General features: G+C 58.8%; 18 protein-coding genes. 8 read left to right on the top strand and 10 right to left on the bottom strand.

Going from position 1 to position 22,828, the window contains the following annotated elements; translation table 11 throughout:
- Window positions 1-12: 12 nt before the first annotated feature.
- From BLU26_RS05295 to BLU26_RS05285, 3 genes are all read right to left on the bottom strand, one after another.
- Window positions 13-780 carry an SDR family oxidoreductase gene (locus BLU26_RS05295; RefSeq protein ID WP_092284539.1) on the bottom strand — a complete coding sequence of 256 codons (768 nt, stop codon included), beginning with the start codon at window positions 778-780 and terminating at the stop codon, window positions 13-15.
- Window positions 781-1,015: 235 nt separating this feature from the next.
- Window positions 1,016-1,330, bottom strand: a complete 315-nt coding sequence (locus BLU26_RS05290; RefSeq protein WP_092284537.1) for an SCP2 sterol-binding domain-containing protein — start codon at window positions 1,328-1,330, stop codon at window positions 1,016-1,018.
- A 62-nt stretch (window positions 1,331-1,392) separates the two neighbouring features.
- Window positions 1,393-2,097, bottom strand: a complete 705-nt coding sequence (locus BLU26_RS05285) for a histidine phosphatase family protein (protein ID WP_092284535.1) — start codon at window positions 2,095-2,097, stop codon at window positions 1,393-1,395.
- 173 nt (window positions 2,098-2,270) lie between these two features.
- Here BLU26_RS05285 and sohB point away from each other — a divergent pair, with 173 nt between their 5' ends.
- Together sohB and BLU26_RS05275 are read left to right on the top strand one after the other, a co-directional pair.
- On the top strand, window positions 2,271-3,296 hold the full coding sequence (gene sohB / locus BLU26_RS05280) for a protease SohB (RefSeq protein ID WP_157719305.1): 1,026 nt from the start codon (window positions 2,271-2,273) through the stop codon (window positions 3,294-3,296).
- A 9-nt stretch (window positions 3,297-3,305) separates the two neighbouring features.
- Window positions 3,306-4,292, top strand: a complete 987-nt coding sequence (locus BLU26_RS05275; RefSeq protein WP_092284531.1) for a YhdH/YhfP family quinone oxidoreductase — start codon at window positions 3,306-3,308, stop codon at window positions 4,290-4,292.
- Window positions 4,293-4,348: 56 nt separating this feature from the next.
- On the opposite strand, the gene BLU26_RS05270 is transcribed toward BLU26_RS05275, so the two are convergent.
- The 5 genes from BLU26_RS05270 to metH form a co-directional block, all read right to left on the bottom strand.
- Window positions 4,349-4,849, bottom strand: a complete 501-nt coding sequence (locus BLU26_RS05270; protein ID WP_092284529.1) for a DUF934 domain-containing protein — start codon at window positions 4,847-4,849, stop codon at window positions 4,349-4,351.
- Window positions 4,833-6,491 carry a nitrite/sulfite reductase gene (locus BLU26_RS05265; protein ID WP_092284527.1) on the bottom strand — a complete coding sequence of 553 codons (1,659 nt, stop codon included), beginning with the start codon at window positions 6,489-6,491 and terminating at the stop codon, window positions 4,833-4,835. Before BLU26_RS05265 ends, BLU26_RS05270 begins: the two co-directional genes overlap by 17 nt.
- A 376-nt stretch (window positions 6,492-6,867) precedes the next feature.
- Complete coding sequence (locus BLU26_RS05260) at window positions 6,868-7,101, bottom strand: DUF2970 domain-containing protein (protein ID WP_092284525.1); 234 nt, start codon at window positions 7,099-7,101, stop codon at window positions 6,868-6,870.
- Window positions 7,102-7,179: 78 nt separating this feature from the next.
- Window positions 7,180-8,514, bottom strand: a complete 1,335-nt coding sequence (locus BLU26_RS05255; RefSeq protein ID WP_231702006.1) for an MATE family efflux transporter — start codon at window positions 8,512-8,514, stop codon at window positions 7,180-7,182.
- A 5-nt stretch (window positions 8,515-8,519) separates the two neighbouring features.
- A complete protein-coding gene (metH, locus tag BLU26_RS05250; RefSeq protein WP_092284521.1) occupies window positions 8,520-12,212 on the bottom strand; it encodes a methionine synthase in 3,693 nt (1,230 codons plus the stop codon).
- Between the two features lie 192 nt (window positions 12,213-12,404).
- Here metH and nfuA point away from each other — a divergent pair, with 192 nt between their 5' ends.
- Together nfuA and BLU26_RS05240 are read left to right on the top strand one after the other, a co-directional pair.
- Entirely contained in the window at window positions 12,405-12,989 is a 585-nt protein-coding gene (gene nfuA, locus BLU26_RS05245) for a Fe-S biogenesis protein NfuA (RefSeq protein WP_092284519.1), read from the top strand.
- 105 nt (window positions 12,990-13,094) lie between these two features.
- Window positions 13,095-14,027, top strand: a complete 933-nt coding sequence (locus tag BLU26_RS05240) for a chemotaxis protein CheV (protein ID WP_092284517.1) — start codon at window positions 13,095-13,097, stop codon at window positions 14,025-14,027.
- Between the two features lie 17 nt (window positions 14,028-14,044).
- On the opposite strand, the gene BLU26_RS05235 is transcribed toward BLU26_RS05240, so the two are convergent.
- Window positions 14,045-15,994: a transglycosylase SLT domain-containing protein gene (locus BLU26_RS05235; RefSeq protein WP_092284515.1), complete on the bottom strand. Its 1,950-nt coding sequence runs from the start codon at window positions 15,992-15,994 to the stop codon at window positions 14,045-14,047.
- Window positions 15,995-16,196: 202 nt separating this feature from the next.
- Here BLU26_RS05235 and uup point away from each other — a divergent pair, with 202 nt between their 5' ends.
- Window positions 16,197-18,122, top strand: coding sequence for an ATP-binding cassette ATPase Uup (uup, locus tag BLU26_RS05230; RefSeq protein ID WP_092284513.1), 1,926 nt, complete (start codon window positions 16,197-16,199; stop codon window positions 18,120-18,122).
- 97 nt (window positions 18,123-18,219) lie between these two features.
- Here uup and BLU26_RS05225 read toward each other — a convergent pair whose 3' ends face one another.
- Window positions 18,220-18,657 (bottom strand): universal stress protein, encoded by a 438-nt coding sequence (locus BLU26_RS05225; RefSeq protein WP_092284511.1) that lies wholly within the window; start codon window positions 18,655-18,657, stop codon window positions 18,220-18,222.
- 502 nt (window positions 18,658-19,159) lie between these two features.
- On the opposite strand from BLU26_RS05225, the gene fadB reads away from it, so the two are divergent.
- From fadB to BLU26_RS05210, 3 genes are all read left to right on the top strand, one after another.
- Window positions 19,160-21,307, top strand: coding sequence for a fatty acid oxidation complex subunit alpha FadB (fadB, locus tag BLU26_RS05220; protein ID WP_092284509.1), 2,148 nt, complete (start codon window positions 19,160-19,162; stop codon window positions 21,305-21,307).
- 16 nt (window positions 21,308-21,323) lie between these two features.
- Window positions 21,324-22,499: an acetyl-CoA C-acyltransferase FadA gene (gene fadA / locus BLU26_RS05215; RefSeq protein ID WP_092284507.1), complete on the top strand. Its 1,176-nt coding sequence runs from the start codon at window positions 21,324-21,326 to the stop codon at window positions 22,497-22,499.
- A 99-nt stretch (window positions 22,500-22,598) separates the two neighbouring features.
- Entirely contained in the window at window positions 22,599-22,811 is a 213-nt protein-coding gene (locus BLU26_RS05210) for a DUF1653 domain-containing protein (RefSeq protein WP_197674535.1), read from the top strand.
- Window positions 22,812-22,828 lie beyond the last annotated feature (17 nt).

The raw sequence follows: 22,828 nt of genomic DNA, 5'->3' as shown, positions 1-22,828 counted from the left end.
ACTACCAGCTGATCAGGCCAGCATGCCGCCATCGACGTTGATCGCCGTACCGGTGGTGTAGCTGGACGCATCGCTGACCAGATACAGCACAGTACCTGCCATTTCAGACGGATCGGCCGCGCGGCGCAGCGGAATGCGCTGCAATGCGGTTTTCAGAATGGCATCGTTGGTGGTCAGGGCCGAGGCGAACTTGGTGTCGGTCAGGCCTGGCAGCAGCGCATTGCAGCGAATGCCGAACTGAGCGCACTCCTTGGCAAATACCTTGGTCTGGTTGATCACTGCGGCTTTGGTAATGGAGTAGATGCCTTGCATATCGCCCGGCACCATGCCGTTGACGGAGGCGACGTTGAGGATGGCGCCACCACCATTTTCGCGCATCAGCTTGCCCGCTTCGACTGACATGAAGAAGTAGCCGCGAATATTGACGTCGACGGTCTTCTGAAAGGCAGACAGGTCGGTATCCAGCACGTTGCCGAAGTACGGGTTGGTGGCTGCATTGTTGACCAGGATATCGAGCTTGCCGAACTGCTCGCGGATGCTCGCTACCGTGTTGACGATCTGCTCCATTTCGCCGATGTGGCAGGCGATCGCACTGGCTTTGCCGCCAGCCGCGGTGATGGCATCGGCTACCGCCTGGCAGCCATCGATCTTGCGGCTGGAAACGATGACATGGGCACCTTGCTGGGCAAGCAGCTTGGCAATGGCTTCGCCGATACCACGGCTGGCGCCGGTGACCAGGGCTACCTTGCCGTCGAGATCAAAAAGCTGGGTCTTCTGCATGGGGGGATCCTTGTTGTGTGTGGGCCTGCTGGGCCGTCAGAGCGGGTCCAGCCCTACCCGGTACTAGCCGGAGAGGTGCTGATGCAATCGGCTAATCTAATCCACCACCATGCCCGGAACAAGGATGTGGGCGTTTAATCAGATTGCGTGTTGCAGCTAAATGGGTGTGGCCTATGACGCTATGCGCAGACAAAAAAAACCGGAGACATGTCTCCGGTTATGCGTGCTCTGCGGATCAGGCCGGGAACAGCTCGCCCAGCTTCAGCGCCAGCATCATGTCGCCTTCGGCGCGCAGCTTGCCAGACATGAATGCCTGCATGCCGTCGGTTTCGCCGGTCATCACGCCGACCAGGGTGTCCTTGTCCATGATCAGGGTCACGTTGGGGTCTTCAGCGTTGCCCTGGGCCACGGCGCAGGTGCCGTCCTTGACTGTTACGTTGAAGTTCTCGTCGTCTTCGATATTGAACTGGAAAACCAGATCCAGACCGGCGGCAGCGGCTGAGTTGAACTTGGTTTCCATCTTGCTGGTGATTTCTGCAACGCTAGTCATCTGTCGTTCCTTTACTGGCTTGGGTGGACGGTACTTAATCGTAGATAAGTGTGCCGACCGGGTTATCTGTAGCTCACCCATTCGGACCGCTGGTGGACATCCAGGTGCGCCTGGCTATTGAAAGCAGCCAGGCTCAACTTGTCCTTACGGTATTGTAGACGGCTTACAGAGGTATTCACGATTTGCCAGTTCAGCTCGAATGCGCTGGTAGCCGGCATCTGCGTGATCAGTTGCAGGGCGGCAGTGATGGTGCCGCCCGAGGTAAAGATGGCGATGTTTTGTCCGCTACCGGCGTTCTCGGCCATTACCCTTCGCAGGCCGGCGGCGACCTGCTCGACAAAGGCCGACCAGGGTGGGCAATCGGTGCTGCCGCTGTCATCGGTAATCCACAGGGTGATCGCACTGCTGAACACGCGCTGAAATTCCTTGCGGTGCTCGCCGGCGTTCTGGATGAAATACTCGGCTTCCGGGATGCGCTCGATCACCTTGGGCAGGTAGGTGCTGACGACCTGATCTGAGTGGTATTCATTGAAGGCGGCGTCAATGGCGATGGGCGTATCGGCCTGCTGCATCGCCGCCAGGGCATGGCGGCCAGTATCGATCTGGCGCTGCATTTCGCCGGCGTATGTGCGGTCAAATCGCAGGCCCTGCTGCTGATAGAACTCACCGCACAAACGTGATTGCTGCACGCCCAGTGGCGACAGTACGTCGTAGTTGGCGGCGCCAAGCGACGCCTGGCCATGTCTGATCAGGTAGATACTGCCCACGTTATTCTGCCTTGTTTTGAATCTGCACTGAGGTTAGGGGGAGAGCGACAAGGCTGTCAACATAAAATCATACAAGCGTTTGAATTTTGCGCTGTCGCTGATGTTCGTCCCCCGACGGCATCCTGTATGCTAGGGCTCGAACGCAAAGTAAAGACACCCGTGTGGAGATGCCTGTGGAATGGTTTGATCAGTACTTCTTCTTTTTGGCCAAGGCAGTAACAGTGCTGGTTGTGGTGCTGTTGATCGTGCTGGTGATCGCCGCCAGCAAGGACCGTACCCGGCGCAGTGAAGGTAGTCTGAGCGTAGTGCGCGTGAACGACAGGTTCAGCCGTATGAGTGAGCGCCTCAGCCACGCTGTACTCAGCAAGAGCGCTCGCAAGGCGCAGGAAAAACAGCGCAAGCAGGAGGCCAAAGCCAAAGCCAAGGACGCCGCTAGCGACGCCAAGGGGCGGCTGTATGTGCTTAACTTTCACGGTGACATCAAAGCCAGTGCGCTGGAGAACCTGCGCCATGAAGTAACCGCCGTGCTGGATCTGGCCCGGCCGCAGGATGAGATTCTGGTCCGGCTTGAGAGCGGTGGAGGCATGGTGCATGCCTACGGGTTGGCAGCCTCGCAGTTGGTGCGTATCCGTGAGGCGGGCATCCCGTTGACTATTGCCGTCGACAAGGTGGCTGCCAGCGGTGGTTACATGATGGCCTGCATCGCCGACCGTATCCTGGTTGCGCCCTTCGCCATGCTTGGCTCGATTGGCGTAGTGGCGCAGTTGCCCAACTTCAACCGGCTACTGAAAAAGCATGATGTCGACTTTGAGATGCTCACCGCCGGCGAGTACAAGCGCACGCTGACCGTGTTTGGCGAAAACAGCGACAAGGCGCGGGAGAAGTTTCAGGAAGACCTCGAAAATATCCATCAGCTGTTCAAGCGGTTTGTATCGCGTTATCGACCCGCCCTGGATATTGAGGCTGTGGCTACCGGCGAAGTCTGGTTTGGCAGCGAGGCGCTCGACAAACACCTGGCTGACGAAGTGAAAACCAGCGATCAGTACCTGAGCGAGCGGGTACGTCAGGCTGATGTGTTTGAGCTCAACTACGAGCAGCGCAAGCGCCTGCAGGATCGTCTGGCCGGTGGTATGGCCAACGCGGCAGATCGCCTGCTGCTCACCTGGGCCTCACGTTTCAACAATCAACGATTCTGGTAGGAGTGCGTTATGTCCGAGTTCAAGGCTTTGGTTGTCAGCGAAGAGGAGGGTAACTACACCGCCGCTGTAAGCAACCGCCATATTGATGACTTACCGGCAGGTGATGTGCTCATTCGTGTGCAGTACTCATCGCTCAACTTCAAGGATGCGCTCTCGGCCTCTGGCAACAAGGGCGTAACCCGCAATTTTCCGCACACGCCAGGTATCGATGCGGCAGGCGTGGTCGAGGCCAGTTCGGTAGGCGAGCTGAGTGTCGGCGATGAGGTGATTGTGACCGGTTACGACTTGGGCATGAACACCGCAGGCGGCTTTGGGCAGTACATCCGCGTGCCGGCAGCCTGGGTGCTGAAGCGTCCCGAGGGGCTTTCGCTGCGCGAGAGTATGGTGCTGGGTACGGCGGGGCTAACCGCCGCACTCTGTGTCGACAAGCTGGAGCAGGCCGGACTGACGCCGGAGCAGGGGCCGGTGCTGGTGACCGGCGCCACGGGGGGCGTAGGCAGCATCGCTGTTGCCCTGCTTTCGAGCCTTGGGTACGAGGTGGCGGCGGCAACGGGCAAAGCGCTGCAGGCGGACTTTCTGACCCGCTTGGGCGCTAAGCAGATTGTCGATCGAACGGCGCTGGAGGCCGGTAAGGACAAACCGATGCTGAAGGAGCAGTGGGCTGGCGCGGTAGACACCGTGGGCGGCGAGATCCTGTTCAACGTGGTCAAGTCCCTGCGCTATGGCGGCAGTGTTGCTTGTTGCGGTTTGACCGCCGGCGGACAGTTCCAGGGCAGTGTATTCCCCTTCATTCTGCGCAACGTCAACCTGATGGGCATTGATTCGGTCGAGCAGCCGCTGGTGGTCAAGGCGTCCATGTGGGACCGTCTGTCGGTGCAGTGGAAGCTGGATTTGGGCGAGTTGGTACAGGAAATCACATTGGCTGATCTGCCCGCCGAAATCGAACGCATTCTGGGTGGCAAGATGGTAGGCCGAACCCTGGTCAATCTCGGCTGATATTTGATTCAGGCATTAAAAAACCCGCCGAGGCGGGTTTTTTAATGCCTGGCTGTTCAGGCCTGGCGACGGCGAAACAGCGGTAACGGCTGATCGCTGGCACTCTGATAGGTGTCAGAGAAGTCCTTGAAGCTCTCCAGTGCCTCGACCGGATCACGGTCTGCGCGCAATGCGAAGGCATCAAAGCCGCAGCGACGCATGAAGAACAACTGGTCACGCAGTACATCGCCAATGGCGCGCACTTCACCCTGATAGCTGTAGCGGTCACGCAGCAGGCGCGCATTGGAGTAGTTGCGACCATCGCTGAATACCGGGAAGTTGAGCGCGACTACCTGAAAATGCGACAGGTCGTCGGCAATGGCTTCCACTTCTTCATCGCTGTCCAGCCAGACACCCAGGCCGCCGTCGCGCGCCTTGAGGGCGTGCGCGTGGTCCAGCCACAGACCCAGGGGCACGATAAGGTCGTCACTGTTGGAGAGGCCGTCGAGCGTGGCATCCTTGGGCAGCAGGTGCCAGGTCTCGTCGATGATCTCGCCGTTCTTAATTAGCCGCTGCATAAACGCGCTCCTTGAAAGGTGCCATGCCGATACGCTGGAAGGTATCGAGGAACAGTTCTTCGGGGGTACGGTTCTGGACGTAAACGTCGATGACCTTGCTCACTACCGTGGGCATTTCTTCCGCGGCAAAAGAAGGGCCGAGAATCTGGCCAATCGAAGCATCGCGGCCGCTGTTACCGCCCAGCGAAACCTGATAGAACTCCTGGCCCTTCTTGTCGACACCCAGTACACCGATGTGACCCACGTGGTGGTGACCGCAGGCGTTCATGCAGCCTGAGATGTTCAAGTCGAGGTCACCGATGTCGTGCAGATAGTCAAGATCATCGAAGGTGCGCTGAATGGCTTCGGCAATCGGGATCGATTTGGCGTTGGCCAGGGCGCAGAAGTCGCCACCGGGGCAGCAGATGATGTCGGTCAATAGACCTACGTTGGGTGTAGCGAACCCGAGCTCCTTGCATTCCTGCCAGAGGGCATAAAGATCGCTCTGACGAACGTCGGCCAGCACCAGATTCTGCTGATGGGTTACCCGCAGCTCGCTAAAGCTGTAGCGCTCGGCCAGATCTGCGGCAGCTTCCATCTGTTTGTCGGTGGCGTCGCCAGGGGCAACCGCGGTGGGCTTGAGTGACAGGGTGACCGCGGCGTAGCCCGGAACCTTGTGCGCTTGCAGATTACGCATGGCCCAGTTGTTGAAACCTTTCTCGCTGTCGCGTTTGGCCAGGTAATCGGCATCGTCGCCAGCAAAGCTTTCGTACTCGGGCGCGGTGAAGTGGGCAGCGACGCGCGCCACTTCCTGCTCGGTCAGGGTAGTGTCACCGTCTTTGGTGTGCGCCCATTCGGCGTTGACCTTCTCGGCAAATACCGCCGGCGTCAGTGCCTTGACCAGAATCTTGATGCGCGCCTTGTACTTGTTGTCGCGACGGCCGTAGCGGTTGTACACACGCAAGATGGCGTCGAGATAGGTCAACAGGTGCTGCCAGGGCAGGAAATCGCAGATCTGCGAGCCGACGATAGGCGTACGGCCCAGGCCGCCGCCAACCAGTACGCGGAAACCGATCTCGCCGGCTTCGTTCTGGATTACGTTCAGGCCAATGTCGTGCACGCCGATGGCTGCACGATCCTGTTCTGCGCCGTTCACGGCGATCTTGAACTTGCGCGGCAGGAAGGCAAACTCGGGGTGGAAAGTCGACCACTGACGAATGATTTCACACCAGGGGCGTGGGTCGACCAGTTCGTCGGCGGCAACGCCGGCAAATTGATCGGTCGTGGTGTTGCGAATGCAGTTGCCGCTGGTTTGAATGGCGTGCATCTGCACTTCTGCCAGGTGCGCGAGAATCTCCGGCACGTTTTCCAGTGCCGGCCAGTTGAACTGTACGTTCTGGCGGGTGCTGAAATGCGCATAGCCCTTGTCATACTGACGGGCGATAAGAGCCAGTTTGCGCATCTGCTTGGCGGAAACCAGGCCATAGGGAATGGCAACCCGCAACATGGGCGCATAGCGCTGCACGTAAAGACCGTTCTGCAGGCGCAGTGGCAGGAATTCGCTTTCGCTCAATTCGCCGGCGAGATAACGGCGGGTCTGATCGCGGAACTGCTTGACGCGGTCCTCAACGATCTGCTGATCATATTCGTCGTAGATATACATACAGAAACCTGTGCTTGGAGCGCTGTTGGCTCCTTAACTAGTTATGTCCCTTCAGGCTCGGGCGGGGCAGACAATAGCAGTTTTTGAATATGCACAAAAGGAATGTTTATCTATATCTTTAGATTGTTTTTGCACATATCAGGCACTTCTTGTGCCCCTTGCGGTAATGGTCTTAACTGAGTGAAGTCCCTGCTTTTGGACTGCCAGAACAATAATAGAGGATATCCATCCCATGAACGACCATGACCTGCAGAACAACCCGCAACAGGACAGTCGGCTGGATGCTTTTGCCGCCGTCGTACTCATCCTGCTGGCCGTTTCCACGGCAGTTTTTTGGGTGAGTGGGCAGTAAGTGTCCGGTAGATTGGCGGGCGCTTTAGCTGACGCCTGATAGGTGCAGCACCAGCTTCACCACGCCCAGCACGATCAACACGAATAGCCCGGTAAAGGCAACGCCCAGCAGGATGAAGTGGCTGGGCTTACCTTGGCTGAAGTCGCGCTCGCGCGCCCGGTTGCTCTGCACGCCCAGCGCGGCGGCCAGCACGCTCATCAAGGTGTCCCGAAAGCGCATGGGCTGCTGAGGTGGCGGATCCTGCATCGGCTTGTTCATCAGGTGTTACTCCGAGCTGTTGCTACTGGCTACAGCGTAGTTGCCAGGGCGCTTTCAGTCCATGCAGGGCTGCGAGGCTCAGAGCTTGATGTTGATCCAGCTGCGACGACGCCACATGACGGCAAAGATGACCGACGTCAGACAGCGGTAAATTGACTGCAACAGCCAGACCGCCAGCAAGCCACCCCCCAGCACAGGCCCCACCAGGTAGGCGCACGGCAGGAAAATCAGCCATTGGCTGCCGAGGTTCACGCCCATCACCGTGCGGCTGGCGCCAGCGCCGAGCAGGGCCTGGGTCAAGACCAGGGCCGTGGCGTCCAGGCCCATGCCGATACCGGTAATGCGCAAGGGCCATTCGCCAAGCGCAATCAGTTGAGCATCCTGAGTAAAAACGCCCAGCACCAGATGCGGCGCGAGCCAGAAGGGTATTCCCATGACAAATAATGACAGCACGGCGATCCGCGCTACATCCCAGCCCCAGCGGTAAGCTTCGTCGGGTTTGCCCGCGCCCAGGCTATGGCTGACCAGTGTGGTGGCGGCCATGCCCAGGCCTACGCCGGGCAGTATCAAAAATAGCGCGAGGTTTACCAGTACATGTGCGATGGCCAGCTCATCCGTGCCGATCTGCGCGATGATCCAGAACAGCATGGTAATGCCCGAGGCAAAAAAGAACTGTTGCAGCGAGTTGGGCGTTGCCAGCCGCAGCATGGCGCGAATGCCCTGCCAATGTGGCCTGGCACGCAGGAAGCCGTGCTCGCGTCCGGCCTGCCAGGTAATAATGAAATACAGTGCAGAGCCCAGTAGCATCGCAATCGCGGTGCCCAGGCCTGAGCCTTCCGCCCCCAGTTCTGGTAATCCGAAGCGGCCGAATATCAAGCCATAGCTGATCAGTACATTGGCCAGGTGCATGATAATCAGTATTTGCAGGTACATGCCGGCACGGTGAATGCCGTTCCAGTAACCGCGAAAGGCAAAATTGCAGCCTACTGCGGCAATGGCGAGGATACGCCACTGGAAGTAGCTGGCGCCGATGCTCACCACGGCCGGGTCGTCGGCTAGCAAGTGGATAATGGTGTCGGCTTGCGTCCAGCACAGCAAGGTGAGGGGCAGGGCGATCAGCATCGCAATCAGCAGCCCCTCATTCAGCGGAGCCGCCGCTTGCGCGGTATTGCCTTCTCCCTGGCGGCGGGCCACCATCGCCTGCACTCCGGCGCCCAATCCCATCACTAGCGCCACGGCCATGAAATTGGCGTAGCTGCCCAGGCCTACGCCGGCGAGCGCCTGGCTGCCGAGGCTGCCGACCATGGCGGCATCAATCAGGTTGAGCAGACTCTGGCTCAGCATGCCAACCATGATGGGTAAACCGAGGGTGGCAATGCGTTGCAGTCGCCCGCGATTGGGTAGAAGCGCCACCCGAATCAGTTGTCGTAGCTTAGGTTGGGCGCCAGCCAGCGCTCAACGGACTCCTGGGTATCGCCCTTGCGGGCAGTGTAGGACTCGACCTGATCCTTGGTGATCTTGCCCACGGCAAAATACTGGCTCTGTGGATGCGCAAAGTACCAGCCGCTGACCGCCGCTGCCGGGAACATCGCGTAATGCTCGGTCAGGGTGACACCCGAGGCGCCCTGTGGGTCCAGTAGGCTGAACAGCGTGGCTTTCTCGGTATGGTCCGGGCAGGCCGGGTAGCCCGGAGCAGGGCGAATACCTTGGTACTTCTCACGGATTAAATCGTTGTTTTCCAGCGCCTCATCCGGTGCATAGCCCCAATGGCTGCGCCGGACCTGCTCGTGCAGCCACTCGGCACAAGCCTCGGCCAAACGATCTGCCAGCGCTTTGACCATGATGGAGTTGTAGTCGTCGCCCTTGTCCTGATAGGCCTTGGCTACCTCCTCGGCACCAATACCGGCGGTGGTGATGAAGCCACCCACATAGTCGGTCTTGCCGCTATCCCTTGGCGCGACAAAGTCAGCCAGCGAGAAGCTTGGCTTGCCGTCGGGCTTGATCGTCTGCTGGCGGAGATGATGCAGCTTGGCGATGGGTCGTCCGGCGTCGTCGTAGAGTTCGATGTCGTCATGGTCGACCTGATTGGCCGGCCAGAAGCCGAATACCGCGCGGGCGGTAATCAGTTTTTCATCGATCAGCTTGTTCAGCATTGCCTGGGCATCGCTGAACAGTGAGCGGGCGGCTTCGCCGACCACTTCATCATCCAGAATGCGCGGATACTTGCCGGCCAGATCCCAGGAAATAAAGAAAGGAGTCCAGTCGATGTATTCGGCCAGCACGCTGAGGTCGATATTGTCGAGTACCTGCACCCCTTTTACCTGCGGCGCCGGGGGCTGATAGTTCTGCCAATCCAGCTGCAGACCGTTTTCAATGGCCTGCTGGTAGCTCAGATATTCGGTGCGTGCGCTGCGGTTGGCAGTGCGCTCGCGGACCACGGCGTAGTCTTCGCGGACCTGGCGTACGTAGTCCGGCTTGAGCTCCTTGGACAACAGGGTGGTAGCTACCCCTACTGCGCGCGAGGCATCGGTCACATAGATGACGGCGTCATTCTGATATTTGGGGTCGATCTTGACCGCAGTGTGCGCCTTGGAAGTGGTCGCGCCGCCAATCATCAATGGCAGATGGAAGTCGCGGCGTTGCATCTCGCGGGCTACATGCACCATCTCGTCCAGTGACGGCGTGATCAGGCCAGACAAGCCGATGATGTCGCACTTCTCGTCGATGGCGGTCTGCAGGATCTTGTCGGCCGGCACCATTACACCCAGGTCGACTATGTCGTAGCCGTTACAGCCGAGCACGACACCGACGATATTCTTGCCGATGTCGTGCACGTCGCCCTTGACCGTGGCCATCAGAATCTTGCCCTTGGCCTCGGGCGTGTCGCCCTTCTCGGCTTCGATAAAGGGGATCAGATGCGCCACCGCCTGCTTCATCACGCGGGCAGACTTCACTACCTGCGGCAGGAACATCTTGCCCGAACCGAACAGATCGCCCACCACGTTCATCCCGGCCATCAATGGGCCCTCGATGACTTCGATCGGGCGGCTGGCCTGCTGGCGTGCTTCTTCAGTGTCTTCCACAATCCAGGCGGTGATGCCTTTAACCAGCGAATGCGACAGCCTGGCGTTGACCTCCCAGCTGCGCCATTCTTCGGTTTCTGCTTCCTTGACGCTGCCATCGCCCTTGTACTTGTCGGCGATGTCCAGCAGGGCTTCGGTGCCGTTTGCGGTGCGGTTGAGTACCACATCCTCCACGCAGTCGCGCAGCTCGGCCGGAATTTCGTCGTAAATTTCCAGCTGGCCGGCGTTGACGATGCCCATGGTCAGGCCGTTCTTGATGGCGTGGAACAGGAATACCGAGTGGATGGCTTCACGCACCGGATTGTTGCCACGGAACGAGAAGGATACGTTCGATACACCGCCGGAGGTCAGTGCATAGGGCAGGTTATCGCGGATGTAGGCGCAGGCGTCGATAAAATCGACCGCGTAGTTGTTGTGCTCTTCGATCCCGGTGGCGATGGCAAAGATGTTGGGGTCGAAGATAATGTCTTCCGGTGGAAAGCCCACCTCGTTGACCAGGATGTCGTAGGAGCGCTGGCAGATTTCCTGCTTGCGCGCGGCCGTATCCGCCTGGCCCTGCTCATCAAAGGCCATGACCACGACGGCGGCGCCATAGCGCTTGCATAGACGGGCGTGTTGTTTGAACTGCTCGATGCCTTCCTTCATGGAAATCGAGTTGACGATGCCCTTGCCTTGAATGCACTTCAGGCCGGCCTCAATGACATCCCACTTGGAGGAGTCAATCATGATTGGCACGCGCGAGATGTCCGGCTCGCCAGCAATCAGGTTGAGGAAGGTGACCATCGCCGCCTTGGAGTCGAGCATGCCCTCGTCCATGTTGATGTCGATGATCTGCGCGCCGGCCTCGACCTGCTGCAGCGCAACTTCCAGTGCTTCGGTGTAATTGTCTTCGCGAATCAGCCGGGCAAAGCGGGCGGAGCCGGTGATATTGGTGCGCTCACCCACGTTGACGAACAGCGAGCTGCGGTCAATGGTGAAGGGCTCCAGACCCGACAGGCGGCAGGCCTTGGGAATCTCGGGGATAGCGCGCGGTGGGTGCTTGGCTACTGCCTCGGCAATCGCCTTGATGTGCGCAGGCGTGGTGCCGCAGCAGCCGCCAACGATGTTCAGGAAGCCCGCAGCGGCAAATTCTTCTACCACGACGGCCATTTCTTCCGGCGTTTCGTCGTATTCGCCAAATTCGTTGGGCAGGCCAGCGTTGGGGTGCGCCGAGGTGTAGGTCTCAGCCTTGTTTGACAACTCTTCCAGGTAGGGGCGCAGATCCTTGGCGCCAAGCGCGCAGTTCAGGCCCACAGAGATCGGCTTGGCGTGGCGCACCGAATTCCAGAAGGCTTCGGTGGTCTGGCCGGACAGGGTGCGGCCAGAAGCGTCGGTAATGGTGCCGGAGATCATGATCGGCAATTCGACGCCCATGTCCTCGAAAACCTGCTGCACGGCGAAGATCGCTGCCTTGGCATTCAGGGTATCGAAGATGGTCTCGATCAGAATCAGATCAGCCCCGCCTTCGATCAGGCCGCGGGTGGACTCGACGTAGTTCTCGACCAGTTGATCGAAAGTGATGTTGCGAAACCCCGGGTTGTTTACATCCGGTGAGATCGAGCAGGTGCGGCTGGTTGGCCCCAGTACGCCGGCCACAAAGCGTGGGCGGTCAGGTGTTTCCAGGGTCTTTTCGTCACAGACCTTGCGCGCCAGGCGGGCGCCTTCCAGATTCAGCTCGTAAGACAGTTCCTGCATGCCGTAGTCGGCTTGCGACACCCGCGTCGAGTTGAAGGTGTTGGTCTCGATAATGTCGGCGCCGGCGTCAAGATAGGCCTTTTCCATGGCGCCGATGGCGTCGGGGCGGGTCAATACCAGCAGGTCGTTGTTGCCCTTGAGATCGCTCGGCCAATCGGCAAAGCGCTCACCACGAAAGTCCTCTTCCTCGAGCTTGTAGGCCTGAATCATGGTGCCCATGCCGCCGTCGAGGATCAAAATGCGTTGCTGCAGAGCCTCATTGAGTGCGGTCAAGCGAGTGGTGCGGTCAGACATGGGTACTCCAAGGTTACACGCCGAAAAGCCGGCAATGATAGCACGCGCAGCGCAAACTCTGAATTGCCCAGCCGGCGGCCCGATTGGGTCATTGATGGGGGTTAAATAATAACCAAGTAAAAAGGTGGGACTTTATTCGTGGCCGGGCTTCCCTTACACTAGGCGCTCAAGTCATAGAGCACGAGGCATTTCATGGCAGGCATTATTCTCACCCCATCCGCGCAGGACTACCTGGCTGATCTGCTATCCAAACAGGATACGGACGGCGTGGGTATTCGGGTGTTCATTACCCAGCCAGGGACGCCCTACGCCGAGACCTGTATCGCCTACTGCAAGCCGGGCGAAGAGAAGCCGGAAGATCGCATGATCGCGTTGGAGGCGTTCAATGTCTGGGTCGACGCGGTCAGCGAGCCGTTTCTGGAAGAGGCGCTGGTCGACTACGCCACCGACCGCATGGGTGGTCAATTGACCATCAAGGCGCCGAACGCCAAGGTGCCGATGGTCAACGAAGACAGTCCGCTAAACGAGCGGATCAACTACCTGCTGCAGACCGAAATCAACCCGGGCCTGGCCAGTCACGGTGGCGATGTAAAACTGATTGACGTGGTGGAGGGCGGTATCGCCATTCTGCAATTTGGCGGTGGTTGTCAGGGCTGCGGTATGGTCGATGTGACGCTCAAGGAAGGTATCGAGAAGACCCTGGTAGCGCGAATCCCCGAGCTGACCGGCGTGCGAGACTCTACCGATCACAGCGTAACGGAAAACGCCTACTACTAATTGGGTCGCGACTTTGCGGCATCTGTCCAGACCCGGCTAACTGTGGCTATACTGGGCAAAACGGATGGCATCTTGCTATCTGCTGCTCGTTGCGAGGCATAGGTTATGGCAGGGGTTCTGGATACGGTCAATTCGCGCACTCGGCTGGTTGGCGAGAACCGACTTGAGATCTTGTTGTTTCAACTTTCCGGTCCCCAGCTGTTTGCGCTCAATGTTTTCAAGATTCGCGAAGTACTGACGCTGCCCGCGCTTACGCAGATGCCGCAGCGACATCCCCATGTGGCCGGGGTGATTCACCTGCGCGGTCAAACCATTCCGGTGATTGACCTCTCTGGCGCTATTGGCTTGCAGCCAATTGAAGCCAAACGTGACAGCACCATTATCGTTACCGAATACAATCTTTCCGTGCAGGCCTTCTTGGTCGGCAGTGTCGATCGCATCATGAATCTCAACTGGGATACCGTGCAGCCGCCGCCCAAAGGGGCAGGGCGGGCGCATTACCTCACCGCTATCACCCGCCTTGAGAACATGCGTCTGGTGGAGATCATCGATGTCGAGAAGGTGTTGGCCGAGATCGTGCCGTTCAACACCCGCGTGAGTGAAGAGCTGCTGGAAGACCCGCTACTGAGCAAGGCGCATGGCCGCGAAGTGTTACTGGTGGATGACTCGCCGACGGGTATCAACCAGTTGCGCGACACTCTGGCGCAACTGCAGCTAACCATGCACGTGGCGACCGACGGCCTCAAGGCGTTGCGTATGCTGCAAGCCTGGGCAGACACGGGCGAAGATATGAACCAGCGCTTGTTGATGGTGATTACCGATGCTGAAATGCCCGAGATGGACGGTTACCGGCTGACCGCAGAAATTCGCAAAGACCCCCGCTTGAAAGACCTCTTCGTAGTGCTGCATACCTCGCTGTCGGGCAACTTCAACAAGGCGATGGTCGAAAAAGTGGGCTGCGACGGCTTCCTCTCCAAATTCCAGCCAGATCAACTGGTGGAAACCGTGCGCGCCCGCTTGCAGTTACTGGAGTCCTAGGTCTAGGACTCCAGTACTCAGAACTCCAGATAACGCTCGTGCTGCTCCATCACGCTCTGCTTGATGCCCAGCTTCTGCCCATAAATGACCGCGTAACTCAGCACACTCTGCACATACTTGCGCGTCTCATCGAACGGGATGGCCTCTACCCAGACATCCGCCGGCAGGCTGCCCATACCGTTGGTCCATTGACGCACGCGCCCGGGCCCGGCGTTGTACGCGGCTGAGGCTAACACCCGGTTACCCCTGAACTGGCCGTTGAGGCGAGACAGATAGGCCGTGCCGAGGGCAATGTTGCGTTCGGGTATCAGGGCGTCGTTGGTGCTGCTGTAGGGAATATCATATTGGCGTGCGGTCTCGCGCGCCGTGGCAGGCATCAGTTGCATCAGCCCCATGGCGCCGGCGTGCGAGCGGGCGTCGGCCATGAAGGCGCTTTCCTGGCGGGTAATCGCGTAGACCCAGGTGGAGTTGATCTGACGTGCCCGCGCCTGCTGCATGATCGGCTCCTGGTACGCCATCGGAAAGCGAATATCCAGATCGTCCCAATATTCGGCAATACTGATGCCGCGAATCGCGGGGAAGTACCAAGCCATCTCACGGGCCAACTTGGCCTGGGCCATCAGCTGCTCACGGCTGAAGTTATCACCGGCGTGGTACCACTCGCGGCGGGCGTTGACTACTTCGCCGCGGCCGAGGAACTCGTAGGCGCGCTGGGTGCTGGGCAGGGCTTTCAGGTCGGCCAGTTGCTGATCGGATACCGGTGCGCTGACGTGGTTAAGGGCGTAGGGCTGACCACTGCGCTCAGCCGCCAGAAAGCCATAAAAGTCGCGCTCCTGGGCCAGAGCCTTGTATTCATTGATCAGCTCGCCTGCGTCGCTGGAAGCCAGTTGCGCGCTGCGCAGTTTCCAATAGCGCCAGCGGCTCTGGCTGGCCATTGAAGCGGGCATCTGCTGGGTCAGTGAGCGGGCTATGTCCCAGTTGCGTGTGCGCAGGGCCAGGCGGATGCGCCACTCGCTGATTTCATCGTCCTTCATCAACGGGTCGTTGGTGGCCATGAAGGTGAGCGCGGCCGGGTCAATTTTGCGCGCGCGGCGTACGCCAATGTCGCGGGTGATCGCCAGGCGATCGTCCTCGGTGTAGGGCAGGTCCTTGTAAAGCGGCCAGATTTCCAGTGCTGCCTGGCTGTCGTCACGGCCCAGGCGGCGCAGCGAGACGGTGACGATGTCGGTGAGCTTGTCTGCTGGCTGGTTGGCATTTACCCGATAATTGGCGCTTTGGCGCAGCAGCGTTGGTTTGGTAGCGGTGTCTACGAAGCGCTCGGCCAGCGCTTGCTGGCCAGGCATCAGCTTGGTCAGATAGCGTGCCAGCCCATCCTGGCGATAGAGCAGGGCGAGGCGAATACGTTGCCAGACTACATCTTCGGTGCGGCCGCCGGCTTGTTGCCAGCGCTCAAATAGCGGGTCGCAGGCGTTCGGTTGTGATCGACCAACGGTCCAGAGTGCCTGTGCCTGCTGCATGGCGCCCACGCGATCACCATTGTGCCAGCGGTACATGGCAGCCTGGCAATCGAGTGCCGCGCTCTTGTTTGCGGCAGTGTAATTTTGCTCGAAGGTAGTCCATTTGGCCTGCTTGGCGAGCCGTTCCAACCAACGCGCTTTCAGGCGGTTGGCAAAAGGCAGGTCGCCGTAGGTGCGCAGAAATACACTGATTTGCTCATCCGAGGCGCTGCTGAAGTTGCGATTCAGATCTGCTTGCACCAGGTAACCGTACAGTGGGTAATCGCGCAGCCCGCCCTCAAGCTGGCGATAGCGGCTCATGTCGCCTTTTTCGATGGCTGCCATCGCCTGGTCGTAGAGTACACGCTGGGTTTCCAGCTTGCCGGCTTGGGCAAGGCAGCTGGCGAGCAACAGGCTGGCTGTCAGCAGGTAACGCAGAATGGCTGGGTATAAACGGATGTTGCTGTGCATAGTAATCCTGCCGGGAAGGCAACCGAGGGCCGGGTGAATGTCAGGTGCTCGCAGACAGAGGCTACGGACGACGAACCTGTGTTCACAGCTTAGCTTTTTGCCCCACGGCAAAAAAGGGGCAGCGGGGCGAATTCGTGGGCATTTGTTACAGACTGGCCTAGCTACGGGTAGAATGCGCGTCTGATTCAATCACAGGTGCGTTATGGCTCTTCTCTCTTTTACCGATGTCTCGCTGGCCTTCGGCCTCAATCCGCTACTCGAGAAGGTCAGCTTTCAGCTCGACCGGGGTGAGCGGGTGTGTCTGATCGGGCGCAATGGCGCGGGCAAGTCCAGTCTGTTTCGCCTGATCGATGGCGACCAACCGGCGGACGAAGGTGAAATCTGGTTTGCCCCTGGGCTAAAAATCGGTCAGTTGCCGCAGGAGCTGCCCAAGGCGGACGACAAAACTGTCTACGACGTTGTCGCCGCAGGTCTCGCTGGGGTCGGCGAGCTGCTGGCTGAGTACCATCATCTGATCACCGGTGATATGGGTGACGCTGAGTTGGCGCGACTGGAGAAGGTGCAGGAGCGCCTGGAAGCCAAAGACGGCTGGCGGCTGGACCAATTGGTGCAAACCACACTGACGCGGCTTGGGTTGCCGGAAGACAAGCAGATGTCTGAGTTGTCCGGCGGTTGGCGACGGCGGGTGCTGCTGGCTCAAGCGCTGGTGGCCGAGCCTGATGTGCTGCTGCTGGATGAGCCGACCAACCACCTGGATATTCATACCATTGCCTGGCTGGAACAGGTGTTGCTCGATTTCCGGGGTGCCGTCCTCTTTATTACCCACGACCGCCAGTTTTTACAGGCCCTGGCCACCCGTATCCTGGAGCTGGATCGCGGTCAGTTGATCGACTGGGTAGGGGACTACCACAGCTTTCTTGAGCACAAGGAGCAGCAGCTGGCCGCTGAAGCCACCGCCAATGCATTGTTCGACAAGAAGCTGGCGCAGGAAGAAGTGTGGATTCGTCAGGGCATCAAGGCACGACGCACCCGCAATGAAGGTCGTGTAAGGGCTCTGAAGGCCATGCGTGACGAGCGCGCCCAGCGTATCGAGCGTCAGGGCAAGGCCAGCTTTCAGCTGGAAACCGCCGATGCCTCAGGCAAGCGCGTTATTGAAGTGGAGCACATCAACTTTGCCTGGCCTGGGCGTACGCCGCTGGTGCGGGACCTGTCGATGAATATTATCCGCGGGGACCGCATCGGCCTGATAGGCAACAACGGCTGCGGTAAAAGTACGCTGCTCAAACTGCTGCTGGGCAAGTTACAGCCCGACAGCGGCAAGATTCACAGCGGCACCAAGCTGGAGGTTGCGTACTTTGATCAGTTGCGCGACCAATTGGAGCCGGAAAAAACCGTTATCGACAACATTTCCGAAGGGCGTGACTTCATCGAGATCAATGGCGACCGCCGCCACGTGATCAGTTATCTGGGCGACTTCCTGTTCTCGCCAGAGCGCGCGCGTACCCCGGTCAAGGCGCTGTCAGGTGGCGAGCGCGCGCGGCTGTTGTTGGCGCGTCTGTTCAGCAAGCCGGCGAATATGCTGGTGCTGGATGAGCCGACCAACGACCTGGACGTGGAAACTCTGGAGTTGCTGGAAGAAGTACTGGCCGGCTTTGACGGCACCGTCTTGATTGTCAGTCACGACCGGGCCTTTCTGGATAACGTGGTAACCAGCAGCCTGGTATTCGAGGGTAACGGCAAGGTGCGTGAGTACGTTGGCGGTTACGCCGACTGGCTGCGCCAGGGCGGACGTATTGAAAGCCTGGCCGAATGGGGTGAAGACAGTAAAACTCCAGCGCAGCCCGAGACGCCGGCAGCGCCAGTTGCTGCACCGGCGGCTGCCGCTACTGCTGCGCCCAAGGCCAAACTCAGCTACAAGCTGCAACGCGAGCTGGATGCCTTGCCAGCCACGCTGGAAAAACTCGAAAACGAATTGGCAGCGCTGCAGCAACAGATTGCCGATCCTGGTTTCTATCAGCAGTCCCACGATATGACGGCCAAGGTGCTGGCACAGGCAGAGCACAAGCAGCAGGAGCTGGACGCGGCGATGGAGCGCTGGGCGGAGTTGGAGGAGCAGGCGGGCGGCTGAGCTGCCGGCCCCGCTCCTCGGCTACAAGCTACAAGCGGGGCATGCGGGTTTAGGATCTAAGCTTTTGGCTTGAAGTGTGCCGCGGGCAAGGAAAGCCTCAGCTTTTTTTGCCCAGACGCACGGCGATCACATCGCACGGCGCGCCGTGCAAGACATCGTTGGCCGTGGAGCCGAGTAACAGGGCCAGGCCGTGGCGACCGTGGCTGCCGACGACAATCAGATCGCAACCCTGTTCTTCGGTGACCCGGTGGATTTCCTGACGCGGATGCCCAAAGGCAATTTGCAGGCAATCCTCAGGGAGATCGTAGTCTGCCGCAAAGAGTTGCATACGCTCCTTGGCCTGCTCGAATTGCTGCTGTTGCAGCATCGAAAGGTCCATGGGGACATCGCCACCATAGGCCATCGCCAGCGGTTCTACGACGTGCAACAGCGATAGCTTGGCATCCAGCGCCTTGGCCAGCTTCATGGCGTGGTCGGCAACGGCGCGGCATTCTTCGATCAAGTCCACCGCCACCAGCACGTGTGAGTACAGCATCGGCATTTCTCCTTTTTTTGCGGATACTAGCAGTGTTGCTGTGCTGCGTGCAGCCTGTTTTGCTGCCGTGTGCCGTTCAGCATAACGCCGTTGCTGGGCAGGGTATAGCGCGCTGGTGATGCGGGGTGCCGCTGGCGCGCATCATGCCCTTGCTGCGCGCTTTCGAGCTGCTAAAGTGGGTGTTTGAGTCTTATAGTGGCACTTTTGTATTGCCCGCAGTTTTAGTCTCAAGAATTCCCCGTAAGCTTGTGTTTTAAAAAAATAATTTCTGATTTTTTTGCGGTTTTTCAGGCGCGCATACGTAGCGCTTGCCAGTGGCCCGATTGACAACTGCGTGCTTTTGGCAGAAGGTGTGCGCACCCGAATCAAACGGTTGTATGAATTTTCAGTTCATTGTTTCCCAGGTATCGGGATCGTTCATGACATCAGTGTTCCACCGGCTTTATTTGCCGGGAGCGGGACTGGTGTTTCTCATGTGCTTTCATAGCGTGGAGATCAGTTGATGATTTACGAAGGTAAAGCCATCACGGTTCAAGGTCTTGAAGACGGCATTGTCGAGCTCAGATTTGATCTGCAGGGCGAGTCAGTCAACAAGTTCAACAGCGCCACACTGTCCGAGTTGCAAGCGGCAGTCGAGGCCATTCAAAACAACAGTGATGTGAAGGGCGTTATCGTCACCAGTGGCAAGGACGTGTTCATCGTCGGCGCCGACATCACCGAGTTCGTCAACACCTTCAAGCTGCCGGAAGAAGACCTGGTAGCCGGCAATCTGGAGGCGAACAAGATCTTCAATGCCTTTGAAGATTTGAATGTACCCACCGTTGCTGCAATCAATGGCATTGCGCTGGGTGGTGGTCTGGAAATGTGTCTGGCGGCGGATTTCCGGGTCATGGCTGCCAGCGCCAAGATCGGCCTGCCGGAAGTGAAGCTGGGTATCTATCCGGGCTTTGGCGGTACTGTTCGTCTGCCGCGCCTGATTGGTGTTGATAACGCCATTGAATGGATTTGCGGCGGCACCGAGCAGCGTGCAGACAAGGCGCTGAAAATGGGTGCCGTTGATGCCGTTGTTGCCGACGACAAACTGAAAGAAGGCGCGCTGGATATTATCAAGCGTGCGCTGTCCGGCGAGCTGGACTACAAGGCCAAGCGTCAGCCCAAGCTGGAAAAGATCAAGCTCAACACCATCGAGCAGATGATGGCCTTCGAAACCTCCAAGGGTTTTGTTGCCGGTCAGGCTGGCCCGAACTATCCGGCGCCGGTTGAAGCCATCAAGACTATCCAGAAAGCGGCCAACCATGGCCGTGAGAAAGCGCTGGAAATTGAAGCTGCCGGTTTTGCCAAGCTGGCCAAGACCACTGTGGCGGCGAGCCTGGTAGGTCTGTTCCTGAACGATCAGGCGCTCAAGCACAAGGCCAAACAGTACGACAAGCAAGCTGGCGACGTGAAACTGGGTGCTGTTCTGGGTGCCGGTATCATGGGCGGCGGTATTGCTTACCAGTCTGCTGTGAAGGGTACGCCTATCCTGATGAAGGATATCCGTGAGGAAGGCATCCAGCTGGGTCTGGACGAAGCGTCCAAGCTGCTCGGCAAGCGCGTGGCCAAAGGCCGCATGAAGCCTGAGCAAATGGCCAAGGCGCTCAACGCCATTCGCCCAACCATGTCCTACGGTGATTTCAAGGAAGTCGACGTGGTGGTTGAGGCAGTGGTTGAGAACCCCAAGGTCAAGCACGCTGTACTGGCTGAGGTTGAAGGTCAGGTGCGTGACGATGCGATCATCGCCTCCAATACCTCGACCATCTCCATTACCTATCTGGCTCAGGCGCTCAAGCGTCCCGAGAACTTCTGCGGCATGCATTTCTTCAACCCCGTGCACATGATGCCGCTGGTTGAGGTGATTCGCGGCGAGAAGTCCAGCGAGAAGGCAATTGCTACCACCGTGGCCTACGCCAAGAAGATGGGCAAGACGCCGGTTGTGGTCAACGACTGCCCTGGCTTCCTGGTCAACCGCATTCTGTTCCCTTACTTCGGCGGTTTTGCCCGTCTGATCAATATGGGTGCAGACTTCCAGCGCGTCGACAAGGTCATGGAGAAATTCGGCTGGCCGATGGGCCCGGCGTACCTGATGGATGTCGTTGGCATGGATACCGGTCACCACGGTCGTGATGTGATGGCTGAGGGTTATCCCGACCGTATGGCTGACAAGACCAAGACCGCGGTTGATGTCATGTACGAAGCCAACCGTCTGGGTCAGAAGACCGGCAAGGGCTTCTACGCGTACGAGATGGACAAGAAGGGTAAGCCGAAGAAGGTAGTCGACCCCGAAACCTACGAACTGCTCAAGCCCGTGGTACTGGAGCAGCGCGAGTTCACCGACGAGGAAATCCTCGAGATCATGATGGTTCCGCTGTGTCTGGAAACCGTGCGCTGCCTGGAAGACGGCATCGTCGAGTCGGCTGCCGACGCAGACATGGGCCTGATCTACGGTATTGGCTTCCCGCCCTTCCGCGGTGGCGCACTGCGCTATATCGATACCATTGGTGTGGCCGAGTTTGTGGCCATGGCAGACAAATACGCCGAGTTCGGCGCCATGTATGCACCGACTGAAAAGTTGCGTGAAATGGCGAAGACCGGCCAGAAATTCTTCGGTTAACAGCGAGAGTAAATCTATGAGCCTGAATCCGAGAGACGTTGTTATTGTCGACTTCGGCCGCACCCCGATGGGTCGCTCCAAGGGTGGTATGTACCGCAACGTACGTGCCGAAACCCTGTCAGCCAACCTAATCACCGGCGTGCTGGCGCGTAACCCGAAGATCGATCCGGCAGAGGTGGAAGATGTGATCTGGGGCTGTGTAAACCAGACCCTGGAGCAGGGCTGGAACATCGCCCGCATGGCTTCGCTGATGACGCCGATCCCGCACACCAGCGCAGCGCAGACGGTCAGCCGTCTGTGCGGTTCTTCCATGAGCGCGCTGCACACCGCCGCCCAAGCCATCATGACCGGTAACGGTGATGTGTTTGTGGTCGGTGGTGTTGAGCACATGGGTCACGTCAGCATGATGCACGGGGTTGATCCGAACCCGGCCATGTCGCTGTATGCTGCCAAGGCATCCGGCATGATGGGCCTGACCGCTGAAATGCTGGGCAAGATGCATGGCATCACCCGCGAGCAGCAAGACGCCTTCGGTGAGCGCTCTCACCGTCTGGCTCACAAGGCGACCGTTGAAGGCAACTTCAAGGACGAGATCATTCCGATGGAAGGTCACGACGAGAACGGCTTCCTGAAGCTGTTCACCACTGACGAAACCATTCGCCCGGAAACCACCCTGGAAAGCCTGGCCGCACTGCGCCCGGCGTTCAATCCCAAGGGCGGTACCGTGACTGCCGGTACTTCTTCGCAGATCACTGACGGCGCGTCCTGCATGATCGTGATGTCCGCTGAGCGCGCACAGGCCCTGGGTCTGGAGCCGCTGGCGGTAATCCGTTCCATGGCGGTGGCTGGTGTTGATCCGGCGATCATGGGTTATGGTCCGGTTCCCGCGACCAAGAAAGCGCTGAAGCGTGCTGGCCTGAGCATGGACGACGTTGACTTTGTCGAGCTGAACGAAGCCTTCGCCGCCCAGGCACTGCCAGTTCTGAAGGACCTGAAACTGCTTGATCAGATGGAGCAAAAGGTGAACCTGCACGGCGGCGCTATCGCTCTGGGTCACCCGTTCGGCTGTTCCGGTGCGCGTATCTCCGGCACGCTGCTGAACGTGATGAAGCAAAATCAGGGCACCATCGGCATCTCGACCATGTGTATTGGTCTGGGCCAGGGCATCACTACCGTGTTTGAGCGCGTTTAACTCGGTCCTGATGTGACTAAAGCCGAGGCCTTGGGCCTCGGCTTTTTTATGTGTGACAGATGCTTGGCAAGGGCTGCCATCAATAGAGGAGGGTTAGTAATGCGTCCCGGACGTTATCGGCACTATAAAGGAAAGGACTACGAGGTGATTGGCCTGGCGACCCATTCAGAGACTGAAGAGACGCTGGTGGTTTATCGCACGCTCTACGGCAATTTCGATCTTTGGGTACGGCCGCAGGCCATGTTCGAAGAATGTGTAGAGGTTGACGGCAAAAGATATCCGCGCTTTACCTTTATCAGCGAAGACGTGTAGGCTCTGGCCACTCCGGC

Source organism: Halopseudomonas sabulinigri (assembly GCF_900105255.1).
GTDB lineage: Bacteria > Pseudomonadota > Gammaproteobacteria > Pseudomonadales > Pseudomonadaceae > Halopseudomonas > Halopseudomonas sabulinigri.
The sequence above is the reverse complement of the archived record's forward strand: the minus strand, read 5'-3'. Positions and strand labels throughout refer to the sequence as shown.

Excerpts from the sequence above, each read along its gene's own strand:
- BLU26_RS05295 (WP_092284539.1), bottom strand. The coding sequence starts at position 780 with ATGCAGAAGACCCAGCTTTTTGATCTCGACGGCAAGGTAGCCCTGGTC.
- BLU26_RS05290 (WP_092284537.1), bottom strand. The coding sequence starts at position 1,330 with ATGACTAGCGTTGCAGAAATCACCAGCAAGATGGAAACCAAGTTCAAC.
- BLU26_RS05275 (WP_092284531.1), top strand. The coding sequence starts at position 3,306 with ATGTCCGAGTTCAAGGCTTTGGTTGTCAGCGAAGAGGAGGGTAACTAC.
- BLU26_RS05270 (WP_092284529.1), bottom strand. The coding sequence starts at position 4,849 with ATGCAGCGGCTAATTAAGAACGGCGAGATCATCGACGAGACCTGGCAC.
- BLU26_RS05265 (WP_092284527.1), bottom strand. The coding sequence starts at position 6,491 with ATGTATATCTACGACGAATATGATCAGCAGATCGTTGAGGACCGCGTC.
- BLU26_RS05260 (WP_092284525.1), bottom strand. The coding sequence starts at position 7,101 with ATGAACAAGCCGATGCAGGATCCGCCACCTCAGCAGCCCATGCGCTTT.
- metH (WP_092284521.1), bottom strand. The coding sequence starts at position 12,212 with ATGTCTGACCGCACCACTCGCTTGACCGCACTCAATGAGGCTCTGCAG.
- nfuA (WP_092284519.1), top strand. The coding sequence starts at position 12,405 with ATGGCAGGCATTATTCTCACCCCATCCGCGCAGGACTACCTGGCTGAT.
- BLU26_RS05240 (WP_092284517.1), top strand. The coding sequence starts at position 13,095 with ATGGCAGGGGTTCTGGATACGGTCAATTCGCGCACTCGGCTGGTTGGC.
- BLU26_RS05235 (WP_092284515.1), bottom strand. The coding sequence starts at position 15,994 with ATGCACAGCAACATCCGTTTATACCCAGCCATTCTGCGTTACCTGCTG.
- uup (WP_092284513.1), top strand. The coding sequence starts at position 16,197 with ATGGCTCTTCTCTCTTTTACCGATGTCTCGCTGGCCTTCGGCCTCAAT.
- BLU26_RS05225 (WP_092284511.1), bottom strand. The coding sequence starts at position 18,657 with ATGCTGTACTCACACGTGCTGGTGGCGGTGGACTTGATCGAAGAATGC.
- fadB (WP_092284509.1), top strand. The coding sequence starts at position 19,160 with ATGATTTACGAAGGTAAAGCCATCACGGTTCAAGGTCTTGAAGACGGC.
- fadA (WP_092284507.1), top strand. The coding sequence starts at position 21,324 with ATGAGCCTGAATCCGAGAGACGTTGTTATTGTCGACTTCGGCCGCACC.
- BLU26_RS05210 (WP_197674535.1), top strand. The coding sequence starts at position 22,599 with ATGCGTCCCGGACGTTATCGGCACTATAAAGGAAAGGACTACGAGGTG.